We start from the raw sequence: 21,644 nt of genomic DNA, 5'->3' as shown, positions 1-21,644 counted from the left end.
CAAGCTTTTCTTGAGCGCCGGACGGCGCGCCCGAACAACGAACTAACGGACGCGACGCCGGCTTCGTTGATGCGCGACTTGCCTTGCGGGTTCCCGGCCGGCCGCGCCCCGTCGATTACTTCGTGATGAGATCGACCGGCGTTTCGACCACGCCCGAAAGCTCGGACTGCTTCTTGTGGTCGGCAATCGCCTTGAGCGCCGTGTCGATGCCGAACACGGCCTGCTTGGCCGCGTACTGGTCGGCCGTGGCAAGCACGCGGCCATCCTTCAGCATCGGCTTGATGGCGTTGATGTTGTCGTAGCCGACCACGTACACCTTGCCCTGGCGACCCGCGGCGCGCACCGCCGACACGGCGCCGATCGCCATGTTGTCGTTGCCGCACAGCAGCGCCTTGATGTTGGGGTACTCGTTGAGCATGGCCGAGGCCACCGCGTTGCCCTTGTCGATTTCCCACTCGCCCGACTGCACCGAATCGATCTTCGCGCCCACCGCCTGCATCGCGTCCTTGAAGCCGGCCGTGCGCTGCTGCGCGTTGGTGGTGGTCGACACGCCTTCGAGAATGCCGACTTCGTCGCCCGCCTTCAGCTTCTTCGCGAGGTAGTCGCCCACCTTCTTCGCGCCCTTGCGGTTGTCCGGACCCACGAACGGTACGTTCAAGTCTTTCGACTTGAGCACGTCCGGGTCGAGCCGGTTGTCGATGTTCACCACGATGATGCCGGCGTCCACCGCCTTCTTGACCACCGGCACGAGCGCCTTGGAGTCCGCGGGCGCCAGCACGATCGCGTCGACCTTCGAGACGATCATCTGCTCGACGATGCGGATCTGCGCCGCGGTATCGGTTTCATCCTTGATGCCGTTGGTGATCAGGTCGAACTGACCCGGGTTGTGTTTCTGGTAGTCCTTCGCGCCGGTCTCCATGGTGAGAAAGAACTCGTTGGCGAGCGACTTCATGACGAGCGCGACTTTCGGCTTCCTGGCAGCTTCGGCGTGAGCGGTGGAAAACGGCAACGCAGCCGCAGCGGTGAGGGCCACGGCGGCCGCAAGGACGCGGCGGCGAATGCGGGAATTCATTCTGGTTATCTCCTTGTTGTCAGGCTCGGATGAGCCGTATTTTTAGCGCGCAAACGTTTGCGAGCGCCTATTCTGGGCATTGCCAAAACGCCGTGTCAACGGCGGGCGCTGCTGCGTCGCACACGGGGGCCTGCCGCGCCGCATCCGCCGTTTGGGCGGAAAACGAGGCGCGGCAAGGCAGCGGCCGGCGCATGATGCGTACGGCCGATGCAGGGTCGTGCGGGTAATCCCTGGCGGATGGGCGCAGCGGGCGCCCTGCATTACTGCGCCACCCGCCGGACTCCGACACGGTGGTCGGCGTTGAAGCTGACGCTCGCCCGGTTCGTGAACCGGGCATCGACCTGAAAGGGAATCTCGACGACAGGATCGAACTGCGTGGACACCGCGATGCGGTGCAGGCCCGGCGTGAGCCAGAACGTGACGTGTTCGCCCTGCATGAGGTCGGTGACGCGCTCGCCGTCCACGTAGACGAGCACGTCGCGCAGGCGCACCAGCACGTTGGTCGCTGGCTCGCGGCGCACGTCGACGGCGACCTTGCCTTCGGCTTGCGTGGTGTAGCCGGGCTTCACGATGCGTTCCGCGGGCACGGGCCGAAGCGGCAGCGGCGTGCCGGGTGTTTCGGCGCAGCCGGCAAGACCGGCGGTAAGGGCAATCGTGGTGACGGCGGTCAGGGTTGCGGTGGTCGCCAGGGTTGCGAGGCAGGCGCGCGACGCGTTCCACGCGCAGTGCATGGCACGCACGCCGGCCCAGCCTGTTTCGCCTTGCCCCGTGTGTGCGATCTCGATGATCCTTCTGGTCTGCATGCGCCGTAACAGCATGTTCCGGCCTCCCTCGCGTCACCCGGCTCGGGCGACCATACCTGATGTTCTGTTTGTCTGGTTGCCGCCTGTGCGCCGTCTGCCGGCCCGCCATGCGTTGCCCGCGCACGGCACGAATCACAGCGCGGACGGCACGCGCGCCCATGATACGCGCGCCGGTCTATCGATCGCAGCGTGCGCGTGCCCAGGCATGGGCGCCGATGTGCGGCCGCGCACACAACGCCACGCACACCCGCGCACCACCCGCTCGCCTCGCGCGCTTGCGCGGCGCTCCCTTCGCCGTCATGATCGGCCAACGTTACCGTTCGACTTTGAAGCCAATGGATGTAATGGAGTATTCGTGGCCCGACTGATCTTCATCTGCGGTCATGCCGGCACCGGCAAGTCCACGCTGGCAAAGCGCCTGATCGCGCCGCTCATGCGCGCGACGGGCGAGGCCTTCTGCCTGCTCGACAAGGACACGCTCTATGGGCGTTACAGCGCCGCGGCCATCGGCGCCCTCACGGGCGATCCGAACGATCGCGACAGCCCCCTTTACCTTCAGCATCTGCGCGACCCCGAATACCTGGGGCTGATCGACACGGCGCGCGAGAATCTCGAACTCGGTATCAGCGTGATCGTGATCGGACCGCTCTCGCGCGAGGTGCGCGACCGGCGTCTGTTCGATCGCGCGTGGCTGGGGGTGGGCGCGGATGTCGCCATCCGCATCGTGTGGGTTCATGCGTCCGAGGAGACGGCGCACCGGCGCATCGTCGCGCGCGGCAATCCCAACGATGCCTACAAGCTCGCGCATTGGGACGAGTATCGCCAGCGGCGTTTCGTGCCCTCAGGTACCGCATGCGAAGGGCTTTTGATGTTCGACAGCACGGCGCCCTCGGATGCCGACTACGACGCCCTGCTCGCGCAACTCGCGGCGCCGTAGTCGAGGCTTGCTTTCCGGTTGCTGTTGCTCGCCTGCCGGGGCCCCGCTTTCACCCCGATTTCGCCCCGGCGTTGGCTGCTGCGCTGCTAACCGATCAGACCGTGGCCATCGCGTCCAGCGTCGCGCCTTCGTACAGCTGGCCGAAGCGGTTGCCGAGGAACTCGCGCAGCGACACCTGCTCCTGGCGCACGAATCCGCTTTGCGGCAGGCGCTTTTCGCGGAACAGGTCGAGCACGGCGCACATGGCACCGGCCGTTGTGATCTGGATGGCGCTCATCGGCACGCCGCAAACGGTCTTCGCGAAAATCTTGCGCGTGAAGACGTCCTGTACGAGCTGGCCATCGCGCATGCCCGTCACCGTGATGAAAACGAGCACAACGTCCTGAGCCGTGGATGGCACCGAGCGGCGCAACACCGACTTCAGCGTGTCGCGGTCGCCCGCGAGCCGCAGGTCTTCGAGCAGGAAGTGCATGAGCGCGCGGTGGCCCGGATAACGAACCGACTTGTAATCGAGCGATTCGACGCGGCCCGCCAGCGTTTCACACAACGTGCCGAGACCGCCCGAGGTATTGAACGCTTCGTACTCGATGCCGTCGAGCGAGAAGTGTTCGAGGCCTTCCAGCGGCTGCACCCATTGCGTACGGCTGTCGCGGATCGCCTCGCACGGTTGGCAGTATTCGTTGATGAGGCCGTCCACGCTCCAGGTCAGGTTGTATTTGAGCGCATTGGTCGGAAACTCGGGCAGCGCGCCCACGCGCATCTTGACCTCGCGAATCTCGCTGAAGCGGTTCGCGAGTTCGTGCGCCGCAAGGCCAATGAAGCCCGGCGCGAGACCGCATTGCGGCATGAAGACGTGCTCCGCGTCTTCGGCAAGGCTGCGGATGGCGTGCGTGGCCCGCACGTCCTCGGTCAGATCGAAATAGTGGACACCCGCGCCTTTCGCCGCGGCCGCGACGCTCACGGCGAGGTAGTAAGGCAGCGCGTTGACGAGCGCATCGAACCCCTGGATGGCGTTGCGCAGCGCGGCGGGGTCGGCGGAATCGACGCGCTTCGTGGGGATGCCTTGGGCCGCGAGCTTGTCGAGCGCGGGCTGGTCGCGGTCGAACGCGGTGACTTCGTAGTCGCCGGTTTCGCGCAGCAAATGGGCAATGGTGTGTCCGATCAGACCGGCACCGACGATCGCGACTTTCATGGGCTTCTCCTTGTGTTTTGTGTCGTATGGCGAACCTGCGCGACACAGTGTAGAGACGGCCCGGTACGGATCATAGGCGCAAAATGCTGCGCTTCGACCATGGCTTTCGCCGTTTAGACGAAGTTTCTCGCCGGTCTGACGAAAACGTATAAAAACCGTGTCAACGGCGGCCTGCCGTGGCGCGCTCCAGCCCATGTTGTCAGCCGACGTTGTCAGCCTGCTGTCAGCACACCGTCAGCCCGTGACGGTGCCGCGATCGATCTTGCGCGCGAGCACGATGGACGTCGTGGTGCGCTCCACGCCCGCGAGCCCGCCGATCTGGTCCAGCAGGTCGTTGAGCCGTTCCGGCGAGTCGGCACGCAGCCAGGCTACGTAGTCGTATTCGCCGCTCACGGCGCACAGCAGTTGCACCTCCGGCATCCTGCCGAGGCGCTTCTGCACGTCCGGCCCGTGCTTGGGCGCGATGATGAGGCCCACCCAGGCCTGGATGCTGGCATCGAGCACGTCCTGCCCGAGCCGCGCGCTGTAACCCGCAATCACCTGCGAGCGTTCGAGCCGCGCGATGCGCGCAATGACCGTCGTGCGCGCCACGCCGAGCTGGCGCGCGAGATTCGCCACGCTTTCGCGGGCGTTCTGCTGGAGCAGCGCAACGAGGTTGCGGTCGAGTTCGTCGAGCTGGTCGAGGCGCGGAGGTCTCATCGGAGAGCGAACGGAGTCGGTTGGAAGAGGCGATTATCGCCCGCGCGGCGACGTGCCGGCGAACCGCCTCGCGTGTGCCTCACGGACGCGCCATCTGCGCATTTTTGCCGATCGTTTCGTTTGTAAGGAGTTGTGGCGGGTCACACGGAGCGCCGTGATATCGTGATACTAATAGCGCCCAAGGCGCAGCGGCCTTTCCACGCGGGTCTTCGCAGTGGATCTCTTTCAGCAATGCGCCCTGCCTCGCTACGCAACATTCCAAGGAGCAACAATGAAAAAAACCCTCGTGGTTTTCGCCGCCGTTCTCTCGATGACGAGCGCCTTCGCGCAAAGCGCCGCACCGGCCTCGGCGCCGGCCGCCGCCAGCGCGCCCATGCGCGAACAGCACGTCGAGCAGCGCATCACGTATCTGCATTCGGCGCTCAAGATCACGCCGCAGCAGGAAAGCCAATGGAACGCCTTCGCCGACGTCATGCGCAGCAACGGTCAGACCATGGCGCAGCTCTATGAGCAGCGCAAGGCGGATACGAACCGCACCGCGCTCGACGACATGAAACAGTACGCGCAGATCACGCAGGCTCATGCGGACGGCATGAAGAAGCTCGTCGATGCCTTCGAGCCGCTCTACAACAGCTTCTCGCCGGATCAGAAGAAGCTTGCGGACCAGACCTTCCACGAGCGGCAGGCATCGCGCCGTCACCGTTCGGGCAAGGCGCCGCAATCGCCACAATCGCCGCAGCCGTCCAAGGCGCAGTGAGCACGATGATCGCACTCGAACATCTCGACCTTCGCGCGGACCCGGCCGCACAGCGCGTCGTCAAGGACGAAACCGTCACGGTCGAATTCGCCACGCAGGAAGGCGAGCTGATGAGCCTTGAAGGCCCGAACCGCTATGTGCGCGGCGACGCGCTCATCACGAGTTCAGGCGGCGAGCGCTGGGTGGTGTCGCGTGAACGCTTCGACGCGAAGTATCTGCCGGCCGCCCCGGCACTGCCGCATGGCGAGCCGGGGTCGTATCGTAATCGCCCGGTCGTGGTGCTCGCCAGACAGATGGACGAAGCATTCTCGATTGCGCGTTCGGCCGCCGGCGGCGACGTGCTGCACGGCACGGCCGGCGACTGGGTCATGCAGTACGCGCCCGGCGACTATGGCGTGGTGAAGGCGGAACGTTTCGCGAAGGTCTATCGCCGCGCGGATTGAGCGCCGAGCCGCTTTTCGCAGGCGCCTCGCGTACTGCTCGCACAACCCCTTTCGGCCCTCGCGCTTCCTTTCAGCAGCATTGCTTGTGCAGACGCGCGACGGCTTCGTTCAGGCGAAGTCGTCGCCGGGTGCCACGGTTACCTCGCGCGGCACCGCCTCGCCCTTCGCATACTGTTCTTCGAGCGAACCCAGCTCGGCTTCCACATAGGCTCTCAGCACCGCGTAGCTGCGTCCGCGCAGCCGCGCCGGCAAAGCCCGGTAGCGCGCCAGTGCCGCAGGCGTGATCGCGATCGTCAGCGCGATGCGCCGGGCCGTGGCGCCGAACCGCATTGCGACCCAGTGCACTGTGAGTTGCGGCGTGCCGTCGTCGGCGGGGTGCTCGACAAAGCGTGTCTGTTCCGGAAAGAGATCGGTGATGACGCGCGCAAGCTCCTCGAACTCCGGGCTCGCGCATTCGTACTGGTAGCCTTCCATCTTCTGCCCATCAAGTTGTCGTGTCGGGCGGCGCCAGAGATCGTGCCGTCCTTCGTGGGGCTTCATGCCCTTTCGTGCCGCTTGGTGCCACGTCCAGGCGCGGCGTCAAACCGTCTCTCCAGGCGAGCCGTCAAACCGTCTGTCCAGGCCGCATGGCGCGCGTCTTTCGTGCATCGCTCACCCGCTTCGCCAGCACGCCTGCAACCGCCACGCCCGTCAGCGCGTAGCCGCCGTCCACCACGGCAAGCGGCAGCACGTGAGCCTGAAACAGCGCAGCGGGCACGTCGATCAATGCATGGACTGCGATGGCCAGCGGCAGGATGCCACGCCAGCCGGCCCGCACGCCTTGCCACATCAACACGGAAAGCCCGATCTGAAAAGCGAGTGCCGCCAGCCGCTCCAGCGCGAAAATGCCCGCCGTGGCCGGCGAGAGACTGGCAAGAATCAGATGGATGCGCATCATCGCCGGTTCGGACACGTTGGGCAGATAGCCGTCGAGCTGGCCGCGATTCTCGAGCACGGCGAACACGATCCACTGCACCTGCACGAGCACGCCGATCATCCACGCTTCGGCGCCGCCGTGACCGATGCCGTAAGCGAAGCCCATGCCGTCGCCCTCCCCCGCCTGCCGGCCGCGGCCGAAGCGGTTCAGCAGCATGCGCATCGCGATGAACCGGCCCACCTCCTCGCAGATGCCGGCTGCGAGCGCGCCGTACACGACGAACGCCGCAGGCTGCATGAGCCAGGCCGACGTGATCGGGTTCTGCCTCAGCAGGTAGTCGTTGAGCGCGCGCTCGATCACCATGGCAAAGAGCGCGAAGACGGCAATGCCGGCGATGGCGGGCCGCCGGTCGAAACCGAGCGGCTCGCGCAGGCGCCGGTACAGCAAAACGGGAACAGCGGCGACGGCAAGCGTCGCGAGCGAGAGACAGGTAAGCGTGAAAGGCGATACGGTCATGAGGGTCCTTGAGACAGCCGGCACGCCATGCAGAAAGTGTCCCGCCTGCGCGCCGCAGACCGAATGATCGCAGATTATCGATTCAGGCCAGGCGGCTGCCCGCGACGATACGCGGCCTCGTGGATGTCACCACGCCGCGTCGGCTCAACCGCCGGTCGAGGCGCGCACGATCAGTTCGCCCGGCAACACGCATTCGCGCGCGACGTCGGCGAGGCCCTCGATGCGCTGATGCAGGAACTCCACGGCGCGATAGCCGATGGCGCGCGTGGGTTGGCGGATCGTCGTGATGCCGGCCAGTTCGGCCCAATCGGGATCGTCGAATGCGATGAGTCCAACGCGCCGCTGCCATTGCACACCGTAGCGCGCATTCAGATGCAGCGCGATGCGCAGCGCTACCGGGGCATTGCCCGCGAAGAGCGCAATGCGTGGCCGTGCATCGTGCTGCCGTTCCGCGCCCTTACCGATGCGCTCGTCCAGCGCCGCGAGCGCAGCGCGCGCCGCTTCGTCGTTCTGCAGGTCAAGCACCACCGTGTCGGCACGAACCTGCGGCGTCGCCCGCATGGCGTCCTCAAACGCCGTCACGCGACGCCGCCGCGAACTCACGTGCTCGTACGGCTGCACGACGAACACGATCTCCTCGTAGCCGCGCTCCAGCAGATGCGCCGTGCCAAGTCGCACGGCGGCTTCGTTGTCGAGCCCGACCATGTCGGCGTCGAGCCCTTCCACGGTACGGTCCACCAGCACCGACGGAATCCCGCCGCTGCCCACGGGCTTCAACATCGCCTCGCGCACGCCGAGTGCATTGACGATCACGCCTTCCACGCGATACGTCGTGAGCAGTTGCAGGTAGCGGCCTTCCATCTCGACCTCGTTGGCCGCGTGGCAGATGAGCGGCATGTAGCCGAGCGCCTGGCACGCCGCCTCCACGCCTTGCAGTACTTCGACGGAGTACGGATTCGAGAGGTCCGCGAGCAGCATGCCGATCAGCCGGTTGCGGCCGCGCTTCAAGCCGCGCGCCATCTGGTTCGGCCGGTAGTCCAGACGTTCGATGGCCGCCTCGATGCGCGCGCGCAGCTCCGCCGAGAGCACGTTGAACTCGCCGTTCAGGTAGCGCGAAATGCTGGTCTTGCCGGTGCCGGCTTCGCGCGCGACGTCGCTGATCGTCGCGCGGCGGGGCGACATCGGCGTTGCCGACGCCGCCGAGGGTTGGGCAGGCGTGCGGCTCATCGTGCCAGCACTCCGCGGTTGACGACGTTGACGGCCAGCGTGCCGGCCAGCGCCGCGACGAGATTTTCCGCCGCACAGCGCGCCATCGCGTGACGCGTTTCGTGCGTGGCCGACCCGATGTGCGGCAGCGCGACCACATTGGACAGGGCGAGCAGCGGCGACGTGGCCGGCAGCGGCTCTTCTTCGAACACGTCGAGCCCCGCGCCGTGAATCGTGCCGGCGCGCAGGGCGTCGATCAGCGCCGCTTCGTCGACCGTCGCGCCGCGCGATGCGTTGATGAAGATGGCACTGCGCTTCATCTGCCGGAATTCGGCCGCGCCGATCAGATGTCGGGTCTCGGGCGTGAGCGGCACCTGCAGGCAGACGAAGTCCGACGCGGCAAGCAGTTCCGCCAGTTCCACGCGCCGCGCGCCGTAATCGCGCTCCGCCTGCCCGTTCGCGCTGCGGTTCGTGTAGAGCACGCGCATGTTGAAGCCGAGCGCCGCGCGGCGCGCCACGGCGCCGCCAATGCGCCCCAGCCCGACGATGCCGAGCGTCTTGCCCTGCACGTCCGTGCCGTAGTGGGTGGGCCCGATGCTGCCCGTCCAGTGCCCCGCCTTGACCCACTGCGCCAGCTCCACGACGCGCCGCGCGGTGGCGAGAATCAGCGAGAACACGGTGTCCGCCGTCGATTCGGTCAGCACGTCAGGCGTATGCGCGAGCACGATGCCGCGCCGCGTGAGGTCCGGCACGTCGAAATTGTCGTAGCCGACGGAGATCGTCGAAAGCGCCTTGAGCCGCTGTGCGCCGTCCAGCATGGCGGGCGTGATCTTCACGCTCGCGCCGATGGCACCGTCCGCCTCCCGCAGTGCGGCGACGAGCGCATCGTGCCGGGCGGCGTCCACTTCGATCACGTCGGCGTGCTCGCGTAAAAAGGCGAGCACGTCGGCGGGCAACGGCTTGTAGGCGACGATCCTGCTCTTCATCCGGTCATTTTCCTTGCATGGGCGTGGCAAGCCTGCGCCCGTCGATTTCCTCGTGCGACTGTGGCTGCGGCGGCTGCGGCTTCACCGCGAGCGTGAACAGCACCGCGGCCACCAGCGCCGCACTCATGAACGCATAGGATGCCGCAGGCGAGCCCGTCGCGCCATTCAGATAGCCCACGACATACGAGCCCACAAACGAGCCGAGTGCACCCATGCTGTTGATGAGCGCCATCGCGCCGCCGGCCACGTTCTTCGGCAGCAGTTCGGGGACGATCGCGAAGAACGGTCCGTAAGGCGCATACATGGCGGCGCCCGCGATCACGAGCAGCGCATACGAGAACCAGAAGTGCGTGCCCGTGCCGGTGCCGATCACGTACGAAGCCGCAAACGCGGCAGCCCCGATCAGCAGGAACGGCCAGACGAACACCTTGCGGCGATTGAGCCGGTCCGAGGCCCACGACGCCGCGAGCATCGCGATCGTCGCGGCAAGGTACGGCAGCGCGGAGAGCCAGCCCGTCTCCACCATGCCGAGCGTCGAGCCGCCTTTCAGGATGGACGGCAGCCACAGCACGAAGCCATAGACGCCGATGCTCCAGCAGAAATACTGCGCGCAGAGCTTGATCACCGCGGGCGAGCGGAACGCCTCGCCGTAGTTGCGCACCGGGCGGATGGCGGCCTGTTCGGCACGCAGCGCGGCGTCGAGCGCCTGCTTGTCTTCGGTGGAGAGCCACGCCACCTGCTCGGGCCGGTCGCGCACCATGAACCACCAGGCCACGGCCCACACGACGGCGGGCAGGCCCTCGGCGATGAACATGTGGCGCCAGCCGAACGAGTGCACGAGGTAGCCCGAGACGATCGACATCCACAGCACCGTGACGGGGTTGCCGAGAATCAGAAACGTGTTGGCACGCGAGCGCTCGCGCTTCGTGAACCAGTTGCTGATGAAGATGAGCATGGCCGGCATCACGGCCGCCTCCACGACGCCGAGCGCGAAGCGGATCGCAATGAGCGCCGGGATGTTGCGCACGATGCCCGTGAGCGCCGCGCACCCGCCCCACAGCACGAGGCTCACGAACACGAGCTTGCGCACGCTGCGGCGCTCGGCGTAGATGGCCCCCGGAATCTGGAAGAAGAAGTAGCCGAGAAAGAACAGCGCGCCGATCAGCGACGAGAGGCCCTTGCTCACGCCCAGATCCTGATTGATGCCCGCCGCGGCAGCGAAGCCGTAATTCGCGCGGTCGAGATAGGCGAGGCTGTACGTGATGAACACGATCGGCATGATCGCCCACCAGCGGCGTGGCGCGAGAGTGGCGAGTGTGGACGAACCCATGAGTGTCTCCTTCATGCAGTGAATGAAAGCATCGTTCAACGGATTGAGGCGTACGGGCGCGCGAAGTGGCCCCGAGGTGCCCCCAAGTGCGCCCTGCGTCAGTGCGCCGTTGCCGACATCTTGTTGTGGTTGTCCAATGAAGCGGTGGCGTCGGTCTGGTTGGCGCCGGCCCCTTCAGCGCCTTCAGCCACTTCGAGCGCATCGAGTTGCGCGCGCGTGGGCAGCCCTTCCGAGTCGCCGATCACCTGGATCGCGAGCGCGCCGATGCGGTTGCCGCGCGCCACCGCCTGGGGCAGCGGGCGGCCTTCCAGCAGCGCGCTCACCACGCCCACGGCAAAGCCGTCGCCGGCGCCCACGGTGTCCACGACGTTGTCGACGCGTTGCGCCGCGATCGTGCCCTCGCTGTCCGCCGTGCGGTAGTAGGCGCCCTGCGGACCGAGTTTCACGATCACGGCGCGCGCACCGGCGTCCAGATAGAAGCGCGCGATGTCTTCGGGCCGGTCGTAGCCCGTCAGCACCTTTCCCTCGCCGATGCCGGGCAGCACCCAGTCCGCGTACGCGGCAAGCGCGTTCAACGTCTCGATCATCGCCTCGCGCGACGGCCACAGCGTGGGGCGCAGGTTCGGGTCGAACGAGAGGGTCCTGCCCGCGGCGCGCATTTCGCGTGCCAGGCGGAACGCGAGGTCGCGCGAGCTTGCCGAGAGTGCGGGCGCGACGCCCGTCAGGTGCAGATGACGCGCGCCGAGCACGTAGTCGGCGTCGTAGTCGTCGGGCGAAAGATGGCTCGCGGCCGAACCCTTGCGGAAGTATTCGACCACCGGGTCGGTGCCGTCGTCGGTCTTCGATTTCAACTGGAAGCCGGTTGGGTAGCGTTCGTCAGTGAGCACGCGGCGCTGGTCGATGCGCTCCTTTTCCAGCGTATCGCGCACGTAGTCGCCGAAGGAGTCGCGCCCCACCCGGCTCATCCAGCCCACCTTGAAGCCGAGCCGCGAAAGACCGATCGCGACGTTCAGGTCCGCGCCCGCCACGCGTTTCGTGAAATGGCCGACGCGCGCGAGCGCTCCGGCCTCGGCGGCAACGAACATGGCCATCGCTTCGCCATAGGTAACGACATCGAGTGGGGTATCTGTCATGGGTTTGCTGTCCTGCTTCACGTCGTGCTTCATGCCGTGCTTCGCGTCGCGCTGCACGCCCTGCTCAAGCGGCGGCGAGCCATTCGACGTAGCGCACGGCGTCTTCGGCCACGCGCCCGGCGTGGAACGGAAACTCGATGCCGCGAGGCGCGTGCCTCGGCAGCAACGGCAGGACAGCCGCGAGCACGGGGTCGTCCGCGGCAGGCGCCACGGCGAAACGCCGCGCGCCCTCGCCCGCTACCGCCTTGCAATGGATGTACTCCACATGGGGCGCGAGTTTCTGCGCCGCGGCTGCGGGCGCCACGCCCGTCCACTGCCAGTTGCCGATATCGAAGGTCATGCCGGCGAGGCGCCCGTGCCCTTGCGCTTCGAGCGCCTCGAAGAACGCGACGAACTGGGCCGCCATGCCGCCTTCCTTCAACTGCCCGTTTTCGACGACCAACCGCGTATCCCGACCACGCAGACACGCTGCGATGCTTGCCGCGTGCGTCTCGCCGGCGAAGGCGCCGAGTTGGAGCTTCACGAAACGCGCACCGAGCGCCGCGGCTTCGTCGAGCGCGCGGCTCAGTGCGGTGGCGTCGAGCGTGCCGGCGGGTGCGCTGTCGGTCGTGCTTTTGGTCGTGCTTTTGGTCGTGCTTTTGGTCGTGCTTTTGGTCGTGCTGTCGGTCGTGCTGTCGGTCGCGCCGTTGGCCACGTCCTGAGCCGCGCCATTGGCCCTGTAAAGCGCAGCAGGCGTCGACCAGACCGGCCACATGCCCGCTTCCCGAATAGCCGCACCGAGTTCACGCAGCGCGGCGGGCTGCACGCCGGCCTCGTCCACAATCAGTTCGCGGCGCACCTCGAAGCCCGAGGCCCCGGCCGCAGCGGCCGTCGCAATCCACGCCCGGTGGCCGTCGCGCCGTACGGCGTCGGCGCCAAACGCGCTTGCCACGATTACCACTTCGGTCATGGGACAGCCCTCCTTTCTTTCGCTATTTCCGGCTTCCCGCAGCGTCCCAGCATGACAGCGGCAGGATCGTTTCGATGAATCTTGGAACCGGTTCCAGAACTGGTTGTGATAGTGCGCCGGGCATAGTGACAAGGCCATAGTGGAAATCCCTGGCGCGTTAGTCCAGCGTCTTCGCTCAGCCCAACCCGCGGCAAGCCGTGATCAGCCGGCCACCTCGCCGGCAAGACACAGCTCCAGAAATCGCCGCGCGACCCGCGAGGCCGCCGCCGCGTGCGGCACGAGAATCGAAAAGCGCCGCGTGAGCGGCTCCGGCGCGAGCGACAACTGCGCGAGCGCACCGTCCTCGTGCCGCATCGACATCGCCGAGACGAAACCGACGCCCATGCCGGCGCGCACGGCCTCCTTCACGCCCTCCACGCCGGCCACTTCCAGCGCCACGCGCATAGGCACGCCGGCTCGCGCGAACGCGCGCTCCACCGTCTGCCGCACGCCGGAGCCCGCCTCGCGCAGCACCAGCGGACATGCCCCCAGCGCAGCGAGCGTGATCCGGGCATCGCCCGCGGCAGTGGACGACTGCCCGTCGCCCGAGACCAGTGCGTGCCCGCGCGGCGCGATGGCCACCACCTCGTCCTGGTTCCACTCGTGGGCGGTGGTGTCCACGGGCAAATCCATGCCGACCGGTCCTTCGATCAGCGCGATATCCAGCGTGCCGAGCAACCCCACTACGTCGCCGGTATTACCGCTCATGGTTTCGAGCGAGACCTCCGGATAGCGCCGGTGGAAATCCGCGAGCAGGTACGGCAGCAGATAACTCGCGGGCGTCGTGCTCGCGCCAATGCGCAGCGTGCCGCGTTCGAGTCCGCGCAGCGCGTCGCGGAAGGCCTGCGCCTCGCGCCAGGTGTCGCGCAGGCGCACCGCATGGGCCGCCAGTTGCTGCCCTGCCGGCGTGAGGCGCACGCCACGGCCGTCGCGCTGGTACAGCGGCTCGCCGATCTCCTCCTGCAAGAGCTTCAACTGGCCCGAAACGGCCGGCTGCGAGAGGTGCAGGGCGTCGGCGGCCCGGCTCACGTTGAGGTGCTCGGCTACGGCGGCGAAGGTTATAAGCTGATCTGGCGTCATCGTCATTCGACTATCGGATTTCCCGATATCGTACGTCACAAATGACGATTTCTCATATCGATATATCCAATTTAGGATTAGGCCGTTCGCTGCCCTGCGCCCCTTTTTCACCCGGGACCCGTCAGCTTTGCGTCATTCACCAAGGCCGATCATCATGTCCACCGCCTCTACCCCTGCGCTCGCGTCCGGCTCGTCGACGCGCGGTCAACTCAACGGCATCCTGTTCGTCGCGCTCTTCGCGGCGGCCGTGACGAGCCTCGCTTCGCTGCCGGCTATTGCAGGGCTCGGCATGAGCCCGCTCATCGTCGGGATCGTCGCGGGCGCCGTGTACGGCAATGCGCTGCGCGACGGCATGCCCGAAAGCTGGAACGCCGGCATCAACTTCTCCGCGCGCAAGCTGCTGCGCATTGCCGTCGCGTTCTTCGGGCTGCGCGTGAGCCTGCAGGAAATCGCTCAGGTGGGACTGCCGGGGCTCACGGTGTCGGTACTCGTCGTGGTCAGCACGCTCGCCATCGGCACCTGGGTCGGCATGAAGCTGATGAAGCTGGACCGCGACACGGCGATCCTCACGGCGGCCGGCAGCGCCATCTGCGGCGCGGCCGCGGTGCTCGCGTTCGAATCGACGCTGCAATCGAGGCCGCACAAGAGCGCGATGGCCGTGGGCAGCGTGGTGCTGTTCGGCACGCTTTCGATGTTCCTCTACCCCGTGCTCTACCACGCCGGCTGGCTACCGCTCGACACCGAAGGCGTGGGGCTCTTCTTCGGCGGCACGATTCACGAGGTGGCCCAGGTGGTGGGCGCCGCGAGCAACGTGAGCCCGGAAGCCACGCATATCGCCACCATCGTCAAGATGACGCGCGTGATGCTGCTCGTACCGGTGCTCCTGCTGCTCGGCGTGTGGCTCAACCGCGCGGCACGCGGCACGGTGAGCGGCGCGGCACACGAAGCCGCCGACGCCGCTCGTTCGCATCAGCACGGGCATGAGCACACGCATGGACACACATCGGGCCATGCCGCCCCCCCCAAGGCGCGCAAGATCGCCGTGCCGTGGTTCGCGCTCGGTTTCCTCGCATTCGTCGTGGTGAACTCGATGCACGTGCTGCCGGCCGCGGCCACGCAGACGCTCGATACGCTCGACACCTTCGCCCTCACCATGGCCATGACGGCGCTCGGCATCGAAACCCGCGTGTCGCAGATCCGCGAGGCCGGTCCGCGTGCGCTGACGGCGGGGCTCATTGTCTACGCCTGGCTCATATTCGGCGGCTTCGCGATTACGTGGGGCGTGCTGCGCATCTTCCACTGACGCCCTCGTTGAATGGAACGACCGCCCCCTCGCTCCTCGTCGGTCTTGCCTCTGAGCGCCCCGCCGTGTGCGGGGCGTTCGTCGTCAGGGGGTTCGTCGTTTTTCGCGCGCGGCACGCCGCATCTGGAGATGTTCGCCGACACGTTCGGCACATCCGGCATATTCAGCACGCCGGGCGACGCCGCGCGATACTGTCGGCTCGCATCCCTTCCTGTGCGGCAACACCGGAGAACGATCGATGGCCTACGAACTGTATTACTGGGACGGCCTGCAAGGCCGTGGCGAATTCGTGCGGCTTGCGCTCGAAGAAGCGCGCGCCGACTACGTGGAGATTGCGCGGGGCCCCGAGGACGAAGGGCTCGGCACGAGCGCCATGATGGCGGTGCTCGGCAGCCGCTCGGAGCCGCATCCGCCTTTCGCGCCGCCCTTTCTGAAAGACGGCGACCTGATCGTTCCGCAAACCGCGAATATCCTGCTGTACCTCGGCCCGAAGCTCGGCCTCCTGCCGCGCGACGAGGGGCTGCGCTACGTGGCGAACGGCCTGCAGCTCACCATCGCCGACATGGTGACGGAGGCCCACGACACGCATCACCCGCTCGCGAGCAGCCTCTATTACGAAGACCAGAAGGAAGCCGCGAAGACGCGCGCCTCCGACTTCATCGACCATCGCATCCCGAAGTTCATGCGCTACTTCGAACGCGTGCTGCGGCAGAACCCCGAGGGCGACCAGCACCTCGTGGGCAGCGCGCTCACTTACGTGGACCTCTCGATGTTCCAGCTGATCGACGGCCTGCGCTACGCGTTCCCGAAGGCAACGAAGCGCTTCGACGAGCAGTACCCGCGGCTTGCCGCGCTCTATCAAGCCGTCATGACGCGCCCGAACATCGCGGCCTACCTCGCCTCGGATCGCCGTCTGCCGCACAACGAGCAGTGCATCTTCCGGCACTACCCGGAGCTCGACAAAGCTTCGCGCTGAAGGGCGCGCCGCGGGTTGCACCGAGCCGCGCAAGGCATCGCATTGCGCGACTGCGATGCTATTCTTGCGCTCGGTTCGTTGCGCCCGGTTCGTTGCGCCGGATTCATCGCACCCGACTCATTGCGCGAGACTCGTCACCCAGAACTCATTGCGCCAGATTCGATGGCCCCTGAAACGCCCGCCCGCGCGGCCCTCCTCCAACCTTTCCCGACCGACCGCCGCCCGTGCTGTCCTTCCTGCTGAAACTGCGCACCCGCGCTCAAACCCTGTTCCGCCTCTCGGACGCGCACACCATGCTCGTCTGGTCCGTGATCGTCGGCATGGCGGGCGCGTTCGCGACCATCGCCTTTCGCGAGGCGATCGCGCTGCTGCAATTGGTGTTCTCGGGTACCGAAGGCAGCTTCGTCGCGATCGCGCGCGGATTGCCGCCCGCGGTGCGCATCGTGCTGCCGGCCCTGGGTGGTCTTGTGGCGGGCCTGTTGCTCCTCGTGGCGCGCCGCGGTTCGGAGCGCGGCAACCATATCGACTACATGGAAGCGGTGGCCATCGGCGATGGCGTCGTGCCGGTCTGGAAAAGCCTGTGGCGCAGCGCGTCGTCGCTCTTCACGATCGCGAGCGGCGGCTCGATCGGCCGCGAAGGCCCCATGGTGCAGCTCGCCGCGCTCGCCGGATCGCTGATCGGACGCTGGGTCCACTTCGACCCGCCGCGTTTGCGCCTGCTCGTTGCCTGTGGCGCGGCGGCCGGTATCACGTCGGCATACAGCGCGCCGATTGCGGGCGCGTTCTTCGTCACCGAAATCGTGCTCGGCTCCATCGCGATGGAAAGCTTCGGGCCGGTGGTGGTGTCGTCGGTGGTGGCGAACATCACGATGCGCGAGTTCACACGCTACAGCCCGCCCTATCAGATGCCGGTGTTCCCGCCTATCGCGGGCCTCGAAGTGCTGCTGTTCGTTGCGCTCGGCATTCTGTGCGGCGCGATGGCGCCGCAGTTCCTGCGGCTGCTCGACGGCGCCAAGGCAGGCTTCGCGCGGCTCGCGCTGCCGCTGCCCGTGAAGCTCGCGCTCGGCGGGCTCGTGGTCGGGGTGCTCTCGGTCTGGGTGCCCGAGGTGTGGGGCAACGGCTATAGCGTCGTGAACTCCATCCTGCATTCGCCGTGGACGTGGACGGCGCTCGCCACCGTGGTGATTTTCAAGCTGGTTGCCACGGCGGCGACGGTGGGCTCGGGCGCCGTGGGCGGCGTGTTCACGCCGACGCTTTTCGTGGGCGCAGTGCTCGGCTCGCTGTTCGGCGAGGGCATGCATGCGCTCTGGCCGCATGCGACCTCGGCGCCGTTCGCCTACGCGATGGTCGGCATGGGCGCCTTCCTCGCGGGCGCGACGCAAGCGCCATTGATGGCGATCCTCATGATTTTCGAGATGACGCTCAGCTACCAGGTGGTCCTGCCGCTCATGCTCTCGTGCGTGGTCGCGTACTTCGTGGCGCGCGCGATCGGCAAGACCTCGATGTACGACATCACGCTGCATCGCAATCGCGAGCAGCAGGAGCGCATGCGACTGCGCGCAACGCAGATGCGCGAACTGATCCGCCCGGCGGCCACCGTCGTGCCGCCCAGCGCGACCGTGCAGGACATGACGCGCGTGTTCCTCGAATACCCCGTGAAGTACCTCTACGTGACCGATCGCGAGAACCGGTTTCTGGGCGTCGTCGCGCTCAAGGACATCACCTCCGACCTGCTCGAAAAGCGCGAGACGTCCACCAAAACCGCCGCGGACTACCTTCAGTCGCAATTCGACGTGCTCACGCCCGACATGCCGATCGGCGTCGCGCTCCAGCACTTCATGGCGTTCCAGGGCGAGCGGCTGCCCGTGGTGGAAAGCCTGCAGTGTCCGACGCTGGCGGGCGTGGTCTACAAGACGTCGCTGCTCGATGCGTACTGCCGCATGAACCCGGTGCGCTGAGCGCCGGCGAAGCTTTTCGCTGGCGACCTGTTGCGCACACCGCGGGCTTGCCCGCAACCCACTCGGCATTTTCCCTGGCGCCATCCGGCATGTGCGCGCAGAAGCCCGTGCGGCGCGGCAAGCGCCCGATGGCGCGCGGCCGCGAGGGCTGGCATCGGCGGACAGATTCTCTACAATGAACGAACCAAGCGAACCAGAAGCCGCATGCCGCGCGGATTGCCGGGCGCGCCGTGCAGGCCGGAGACAGCGCAGTCCCGGAGCGAAGATGAGCGAACCGTCCATCGATGCCGTACGCCGCGATCACGCCGGCTGGATCTTCCTGCATATCGAAGGCGAGCCGTACGACCGCGGCGAGCAGCATGGCCAGCTGCTCGCGGCCGAAATCCAGAACGCCATCCGCACCGCGCGCTATCTCGCGAAATGGGACACGGGCGAAGACTTCGACACCTTCGTCAACGCGGCCGTCTCGCAGTTCGCGCCGAGACTCGGCACCGAATACGCCGACGAAATCCAGGGCATTGCCGACGGCGCGAAGCTGCCGTTCTCCGAAGTGCTCGCGTGGAACGGCTACATGGATCTGCTGCAAAGCTGGTGGCCCACGCATGTGGCGGCGCAGCAGCCGCATCTGGCCGCGAAGCCCTGGCGCGGCCGGCGCGGCCATCACTGCAGCGCGTTCATCGCCACAGGCAGCGCCACGCGCGACGGCCGCATCGTCATGGCGCACAACTCGTGGGACCGCTACGCGGCGGGCGACGCGTTCAACGTCGTGTTCGATATCGTGCCGGACAGCGGCCACCGCATCCTCATGCAGGGGCTGCCCGGCTGCATTTCCAGCCTCACCGATTTCTGGGTTACCTCGGCGGGCCTCATGGTGACCGAGACCACCATCTCCAACTTCGTGGGCTACAACCCGGCCGGCGCACCCGAGTTCTATCGATCGCGGCGCGCCACGCAATACGCGAACAGCATCGGCGAATGGTGCGAGATGTTCGCAGTGGCGAACAACGGCGGCTACGCCAACAGCTGGCTTTTGGGCGACACGAAGACGGGCGAGATTGCGCGCTACGAACTGGGGCTGCACTACTCGGGCTTCGAGAGCACGAAAGACGGCTTCTACAGCGGCTACAACACGGCCACCGACCTCAAGATCCGCAACCAGGAATGCACCGGCGAGGGCGAGGACTACACCGACGTGCGCAAGAACGGCGCGCGCCGAACGCGTTTCATGCAGCTGGAGGAACTGCATCGCGGCAAGATCGACATCGAAGTCGCCAAGCAGATGATCGCGGATCATCACGACGTCTATCTCGACCGCAGCGACAACCCGTGCTCGCGCACCATCTGCGGTCACCTGGAACTCGACGACGCGCGCTTCGGCGGTACCGATCACGGCCCGTTCAACCCATGGGGCGCCAACGACGGCAAGGTGGTAGACAGCGAGATGGCCCGCGACCTCGCCTTCTGGGCGCGCTGGGGGCATCCGTGCGGACGGCCGTTCGACGCCCAGTCGTTCATGAAGCGGCATCCGCAGTGGAACTGGCTGAACGGCTACATGCGCGACCGGCCATCGTGGCCGTGGACGCGCTTCGACGTGCTGCGCTGAAGCGGCGGTTCACGGCGCGCACGGCGAAGCCCGCAGGAACCGGGGAATGCCCTGTCGGTGTCCACCAAAGAGCCCGCAAAACTACGACGAAACGATGACTAACCGGCGCTGAACCTGCATCGAACGACCGGCTTCATGCCAGTGGCCGGAATATCGAACGTCCGTTCGCGACGGGTTTTTGCCATCCTGCCATGATGAGGCATCCCGTACGTTTTCCCGGCTGTTGCGGCGCGCTTCGTGCCGCGCGAAAGGCTTGGGCCAGGCGTGCGTGCGCCGGCCCTTCCTGTATGAGGTGCCGGCACGGCGCCGCTGCCGTGCAACGGCGCGAAGCGCGGCGAGCGCGGATGAAATGGCACGGCACTTGCTGCAGCTCCCACGGAGCTGCATGAGAAAGGAGGTCGAGCGATGAAAACCTCGACGCTGATGACCGCCGTGTTGCTGTCGGCTTCGTGTTTCGCCGCGCCGGTTCACACCGCGCGCGAAAGTCTCGCCGATCTTGCCCGGTCCCCTGCCTTCACCGCTGGCGCCGCGGCGCTCGCGAATGCGGCTCCCGTGGCCCCGCCCGCGCCCGACGTTCCCGTCGACGCCAACGTGGGCCCGCAACGCTGGCAGCACATTACGTTACCGCCGTCGCGGCATCTCGGGCACTTCGTGGCGCCCCACGAGCATCTGCAGACGTGAACGGCTTGCGACGCCTGTTGGGCCGCAGCCAAGACACCAAGCCGCATCGCCCCGCTGCCGACGCAGCCTTACTATGCCGTTCAGGATCGCCAACAAGGAACGCGAGCATGCCCTCTTCGAACATTCCCGACGAATCCATCGACCTGCAAATCGCCGATGTGCTGCGCGCAGTGGCGTGGCCGGCGAACAAGGACGCGCTCGTGGACACGGCCCGCGCCGCGGGCGCGAGCAATGAAGTGCTGACGATGCTGGACGGGCTGCCGGAGCAGGATTACGCGGATATTGCGGCCGTCACGCGGCTGATCGGCAGCAATTACGGGCCGGGGTTGTCGGTCTGACCGCGGACAGCGCAGGCGAGCGCAATCGCGAGTGTCACGCCTGGGGTTCACCGCCGGCAGACGGGATGCGCCCGAACACCACGCGGCTGAAGAAACCGGCCAGCACGTTCTCCACGAACGGCTCCGAGACGTTCTGCGGGTCTGCCGTGGCGAGAAACTGCACGCCGTCGCACAGCCCGATCAGTCCCAGCGCCAGCACGTCCGCCGGCAACGGCAGTGGTGTGCCCACGCGGCGCGCGAACTCGTTGATATAGGCCGCCAGGTGCTCGCGCTTTTCCTTCATGAATTCGTTGAAGCGCACGCGAAACCGCGCTTCGCGCGCCGCGAGCAGCTTCGCTTCTACCCATAGCAGGAAGCACTTGTTGTCCTGCGGCAGACGGCTGTAGTAGGTCTGCACCTTCGCTTCCATCTGCTCGCGCGTGAGTGCCGGGTCGAAGATCGCGTTGAGCCCGGCTTCCATCTCCTCGTGGTCGCGCCGCAGCAGCTCGATCAGAAGCTCCGGCTTGCTGCGGAAATTCGAGTAGAACGCCCCGCGCGTGTAGCCGGCGGCAAGCGCGATGTCTTCCACGCTTGCGCCAACGAATCCCTTTTTCATGAACATCGCCTGCGCAGCGTCGAGCAGACGCTGGCGCGTCTGGTCACGGCTTTGCTCGCGAGTGAGTCGTTTGCGTTTCATGTGCGCAGTCTAGCACCGGGACAAAAAATCGGATGCACTCTCACACTCAGA

The 21,644-nt window shown here is 66.7% G+C and carries 22 protein-coding genes; 9 read left to right on the top strand and 13 right to left on the bottom strand.

Translation table 11 applies throughout. From position 1 onward, the window contains the following. Positions 1 to 115 precede the first annotated feature (115 nt). Together PXJ20_RS28565 and PXJ20_RS28560 are read right to left on the bottom strand one after the other, a co-directional pair. The gene (locus PXJ20_RS28565) at positions 116 to 1,072 is read right to left on the bottom strand and encodes a sugar ABC transporter substrate-binding protein (RefSeq protein ID WP_017775915.1); all 957 of its coding nucleotides are present in this window, start codon (positions 1,070 to 1,072) and stop codon (positions 116 to 118) included. Between the two features lie 260 nt (positions 1,073 to 1,332). After that, the gene (locus PXJ20_RS28560) at positions 1,333 to 1,875 is read right to left on the bottom strand and encodes a hypothetical protein (RefSeq protein WP_421057459.1); all 543 of its coding nucleotides are present in this window, start codon (positions 1,873 to 1,875) and stop codon (positions 1,333 to 1,335) included. 355 nt (positions 1,876 to 2,230) lie between these two features. Between PXJ20_RS28560 and PXJ20_RS28555 the strand changes: the two genes are divergently transcribed. After that, positions 2,231 to 2,812: an AAA family ATPase gene (locus PXJ20_RS28555; RefSeq protein WP_017775917.1), complete on the top strand. Its 582-nt coding sequence runs from the start codon at positions 2,231 to 2,233 to the stop codon at positions 2,810 to 2,812. A gap of 94 nt (positions 2,813 to 2,906) precedes the next feature. Here PXJ20_RS28555 and PXJ20_RS28550 read toward each other — a convergent pair whose 3' ends face one another. Both PXJ20_RS28550 and PXJ20_RS28545 read right to left on the bottom strand, forming a co-directional pair. Next, a complete protein-coding gene (locus tag PXJ20_RS28550) occupies positions 2,907 to 4,004 on the bottom strand; it encodes a saccharopine dehydrogenase family protein (protein ID WP_277597964.1) in 1,098 nt (365 codons plus the stop codon). 234 nt (positions 4,005 to 4,238) lie between these two features. Continuing rightward, on the bottom strand, positions 4,239 to 4,703 hold the full coding sequence (locus PXJ20_RS28545) for an Lrp/AsnC family transcriptional regulator (protein WP_042298754.1): 465 nt from the start codon (positions 4,701 to 4,703) through the stop codon (positions 4,239 to 4,241). A 271-nt stretch (positions 4,704 to 4,974) separates the two neighbouring features. Here PXJ20_RS28545 and PXJ20_RS28540 point away from each other — a divergent pair, with 271 nt between their 5' ends. Both PXJ20_RS28540 and PXJ20_RS28535 read left to right on the top strand, forming a co-directional pair. After that, positions 4,975 to 5,460 (top strand): Spy/CpxP family protein refolding chaperone, encoded by a 486-nt coding sequence (locus PXJ20_RS28540; RefSeq protein ID WP_421029239.1) that lies wholly within the window; start codon positions 4,975 to 4,977, stop codon positions 5,458 to 5,460. 5 nt (positions 5,461 to 5,465) lie between these two features. Further along, a complete protein-coding gene (locus PXJ20_RS28535) occupies positions 5,466 to 5,903 on the top strand; it encodes a PGDYG domain-containing protein (RefSeq protein ID WP_017775921.1) in 438 nt (145 codons plus the stop codon). 108 nt (positions 5,904 to 6,011) lie between these two features. Here the strand turns inward: PXJ20_RS28535 and PXJ20_RS28530 are convergent, their stop codons facing one another. The 8 genes from PXJ20_RS28530 to PXJ20_RS28495 form a co-directional block, all read right to left on the bottom strand. Next, complete coding sequence (locus tag PXJ20_RS28530) at positions 6,012 to 6,377, bottom strand: DUF3022 domain-containing protein (protein ID WP_026121683.1); 366 nt, start codon at positions 6,375 to 6,377, stop codon at positions 6,012 to 6,014. Between the two features lie 130 nt (positions 6,378 to 6,507). Continuing rightward, positions 6,508 to 7,335, bottom strand: a complete 828-nt coding sequence (locus tag PXJ20_RS28525; protein WP_421029238.1) for a YhfC family intramembrane metalloprotease — start codon at positions 7,333 to 7,335, stop codon at positions 6,508 to 6,510. 144 nt (positions 7,336 to 7,479) lie between these two features. Beyond that, positions 7,480 to 8,562 (bottom strand): LacI family DNA-binding transcriptional regulator, encoded by a 1,083-nt coding sequence (locus PXJ20_RS28520; RefSeq protein ID WP_421029237.1) that lies wholly within the window; start codon positions 8,560 to 8,562, stop codon positions 7,480 to 7,482. Continuing rightward, entirely contained in the window at positions 8,559 to 9,527 is a 969-nt protein-coding gene (locus PXJ20_RS28515; protein ID WP_421029236.1) for a 2-hydroxyacid dehydrogenase, read from the bottom strand. The genes PXJ20_RS28520 and PXJ20_RS28515 overlap by 4 nt, the downstream gene beginning before the upstream one ends. A 4-nt stretch (positions 9,528 to 9,531) precedes the next feature. Next, on the bottom strand, positions 9,532 to 10,857 hold the full coding sequence (locus PXJ20_RS28510) for an MFS transporter (RefSeq protein ID WP_033351294.1): 1,326 nt from the start codon (positions 10,855 to 10,857) through the stop codon (positions 9,532 to 9,534). 98 nt (positions 10,858 to 10,955) lie between these two features. Then, the gene (locus PXJ20_RS28505) at positions 10,956 to 11,990 is read right to left on the bottom strand and encodes a sugar kinase (RefSeq protein WP_421029235.1); all 1,035 of its coding nucleotides are present in this window, start codon (positions 11,988 to 11,990) and stop codon (positions 10,956 to 10,958) included. 64 nt (positions 11,991 to 12,054) lie between these two features. Continuing rightward, on the bottom strand, positions 12,055 to 12,939 hold the full coding sequence (locus PXJ20_RS28500; RefSeq protein WP_421029234.1) for a sugar phosphate isomerase/epimerase: 885 nt from the start codon (positions 12,937 to 12,939) through the stop codon (positions 12,055 to 12,057). Positions 12,940 to 13,140: 201 nt separating this feature from the next. Then, on the bottom strand, positions 13,141 to 14,058 hold the full coding sequence (locus PXJ20_RS28495) for a LysR substrate-binding domain-containing protein (RefSeq protein WP_421029233.1): 918 nt from the start codon (positions 14,056 to 14,058) through the stop codon (positions 13,141 to 13,143). Positions 14,059 to 14,212: 154 nt separating this feature from the next. On the opposite strand from PXJ20_RS28495, the gene PXJ20_RS28490 reads away from it, so the two are divergent. The 6 genes from PXJ20_RS28490 to PXJ20_RS28465 all read left to right on the top strand — a co-directional run bounded on the left by PXJ20_RS28490 (position 14,213) and on the right by PXJ20_RS28465 (position 20,917). Next, positions 14,213 to 15,361 carry a YeiH family protein gene (locus PXJ20_RS28490; protein WP_421029232.1) on the top strand — a complete coding sequence of 383 codons (1,149 nt, stop codon included), beginning with the start codon at positions 14,213 to 14,215 and terminating at the stop codon, positions 15,359 to 15,361. Positions 15,362 to 15,599: 238 nt separating this feature from the next. Continuing rightward, positions 15,600 to 16,337, top strand: coding sequence for a glutathione S-transferase family protein (locus PXJ20_RS28485; protein ID WP_017775931.1), 738 nt, complete (start codon positions 15,600 to 15,602; stop codon positions 16,335 to 16,337). A gap of 224 nt (positions 16,338 to 16,561) precedes the next feature. Beyond that, positions 16,562 to 18,295, top strand: coding sequence for a ClcB-like voltage-gated chloride channel protein (locus PXJ20_RS28480; RefSeq protein ID WP_421029231.1), 1,734 nt, complete (start codon positions 16,562 to 16,564; stop codon positions 18,293 to 18,295). 265 nt (positions 18,296 to 18,560) lie between these two features. Next, positions 18,561 to 19,898 (top strand): C45 family autoproteolytic acyltransferase/hydolase, encoded by a 1,338-nt coding sequence (locus tag PXJ20_RS28475; RefSeq protein WP_421029230.1) that lies wholly within the window; start codon positions 18,561 to 18,563, stop codon positions 19,896 to 19,898. 405 nt (positions 19,899 to 20,303) lie between these two features. Then, positions 20,304 to 20,579: a hypothetical protein gene (locus PXJ20_RS28470; protein ID WP_042298740.1), complete on the top strand. Its 276-nt coding sequence runs from the start codon at positions 20,304 to 20,306 to the stop codon at positions 20,577 to 20,579. Positions 20,580 to 20,686: 107 nt separating this feature from the next. After that, positions 20,687 to 20,917: a DUF2795 domain-containing protein gene (locus PXJ20_RS28465; protein ID WP_042298739.1), complete on the top strand. Its 231-nt coding sequence runs from the start codon at positions 20,687 to 20,689 to the stop codon at positions 20,915 to 20,917. A gap of 34 nt (positions 20,918 to 20,951) precedes the next feature. Here the strand turns inward: PXJ20_RS28465 and PXJ20_RS28460 are convergent, their stop codons facing one another. Continuing rightward, positions 20,952 to 21,593: a TetR/AcrR family transcriptional regulator gene (locus PXJ20_RS28460; RefSeq protein ID WP_017775936.1), complete on the bottom strand. Its 642-nt coding sequence runs from the start codon at positions 21,591 to 21,593 to the stop codon at positions 20,952 to 20,954. Positions 21,594 to 21,644: the final 51 nt, after the last annotated feature.

Origin of the sequence: Paraburkholderia sp. A1RI_3L (assembly GCF_048957895.1) — a bacterium.
Lineage (GTDB): Bacteria > Pseudomonadota > Gammaproteobacteria > Burkholderiales > Burkholderiaceae > Paraburkholderia > Paraburkholderia kururiensis.
Note: the sequence above shows the minus strand (reverse complement) of the source record. Positions and strands in the feature narration are given on the sequence as shown.

What these genes read in the sequence shown, in the direction of transcription:
- PXJ20_RS28510 (WP_033351294.1), bottom strand. Translation starts at nt 10,857, where the DNA reads ATGGGTTCGTCCACACTCGCCACTCTCGCGCCACGCCGCTGGTGGGCG.
- PXJ20_RS28565 (WP_017775915.1), bottom strand. Translation starts at nt 1,072, where the DNA reads ATGAATTCCCGCATTCGCCGCCGCGTCCTTGCGGCCGCCGTGGCCCTC.
- PXJ20_RS28540 (WP_421029239.1), top strand. Translation starts at nt 4,975, where the DNA reads ATGAAAAAAACCCTCGTGGTTTTCGCCGCCGTTCTCTCGATGACGAGC.
- PXJ20_RS28475 (WP_421029230.1), top strand. Translation starts at nt 18,561, where the DNA reads ATGAGCGAACCGTCCATCGATGCCGTACGCCGCGATCACGCCGGCTGG.
- PXJ20_RS28535 (WP_017775921.1), top strand. Translation starts at nt 5,466, where the DNA reads ATGATCGCACTCGAACATCTCGACCTTCGCGCGGACCCGGCCGCACAG.
- PXJ20_RS28515 (WP_421029236.1), bottom strand. Translation starts at nt 9,527, where the DNA reads ATGAAGAGCAGGATCGTCGCCTACAAGCCGTTGCCCGCCGACGTGCTC.
- PXJ20_RS28495 (WP_421029233.1), bottom strand. Translation starts at nt 14,058, where the DNA reads ATGACGCCAGATCAGCTTATAACCTTCGCCGCCGTAGCCGAGCACCTC.
- PXJ20_RS28550 (WP_277597964.1), bottom strand. Translation starts at nt 4,004, where the DNA reads ATGAAAGTCGCGATCGTCGGTGCCGGTCTGATCGGACACACCATTGCC.
- PXJ20_RS28560 (WP_421057459.1), bottom strand. Translation starts at nt 1,875, where the DNA reads ATGCAGACCAGAAGGATCATCGAGATCGCACACACGGGGCAAGGCGAA.
- PXJ20_RS28485 (WP_017775931.1), top strand. Translation starts at nt 15,600, where the DNA reads ATGGCCTACGAACTGTATTACTGGGACGGCCTGCAAGGCCGTGGCGAA.
- PXJ20_RS28460 (WP_017775936.1), bottom strand. Translation starts at nt 21,593, where the DNA reads ATGAAACGCAAACGACTCACTCGCGAGCAAAGCCGTGACCAGACGCGC.
- PXJ20_RS28500 (WP_421029234.1), bottom strand. Translation starts at nt 12,939, where the DNA reads ATGACCGAAGTGGTAATCGTGGCAAGCGCGTTTGGCGCCGACGCCGTA.
- PXJ20_RS28470 (WP_042298740.1), top strand. Translation starts at nt 20,304, where the DNA reads ATGAAAACCTCGACGCTGATGACCGCCGTGTTGCTGTCGGCTTCGTGT.
- PXJ20_RS28505 (WP_421029235.1), bottom strand. Translation starts at nt 11,990, where the DNA reads ATGACAGATACCCCACTCGATGTCGTTACCTATGGCGAAGCGATGGCC.
- PXJ20_RS28545 (WP_042298754.1), bottom strand. Translation starts at nt 4,703, where the DNA reads ATGAGACCTCCGCGCCTCGACCAGCTCGACGAACTCGACCGCAACCTC.
- PXJ20_RS28530 (WP_026121683.1), bottom strand. Translation starts at nt 6,377, where the DNA reads ATGGAAGGCTACCAGTACGAATGCGCGAGCCCGGAGTTCGAGGAGCTT.
- PXJ20_RS28465 (WP_042298739.1), top strand. Translation starts at nt 20,687, where the DNA reads ATGCCCTCTTCGAACATTCCCGACGAATCCATCGACCTGCAAATCGCC.
- PXJ20_RS28490 (WP_421029232.1), top strand. Translation starts at nt 14,213, where the DNA reads ATGTCCACCGCCTCTACCCCTGCGCTCGCGTCCGGCTCGTCGACGCGC.
- PXJ20_RS28525 (WP_421029238.1), bottom strand. Translation starts at nt 7,335, where the DNA reads ATGACCGTATCGCCTTTCACGCTTACCTGTCTCTCGCTCGCGACGCTT.
- PXJ20_RS28520 (WP_421029237.1), bottom strand. Translation starts at nt 8,562, where the DNA reads ATGAGCCGCACGCCTGCCCAACCCTCGGCGGCGTCGGCAACGCCGATG.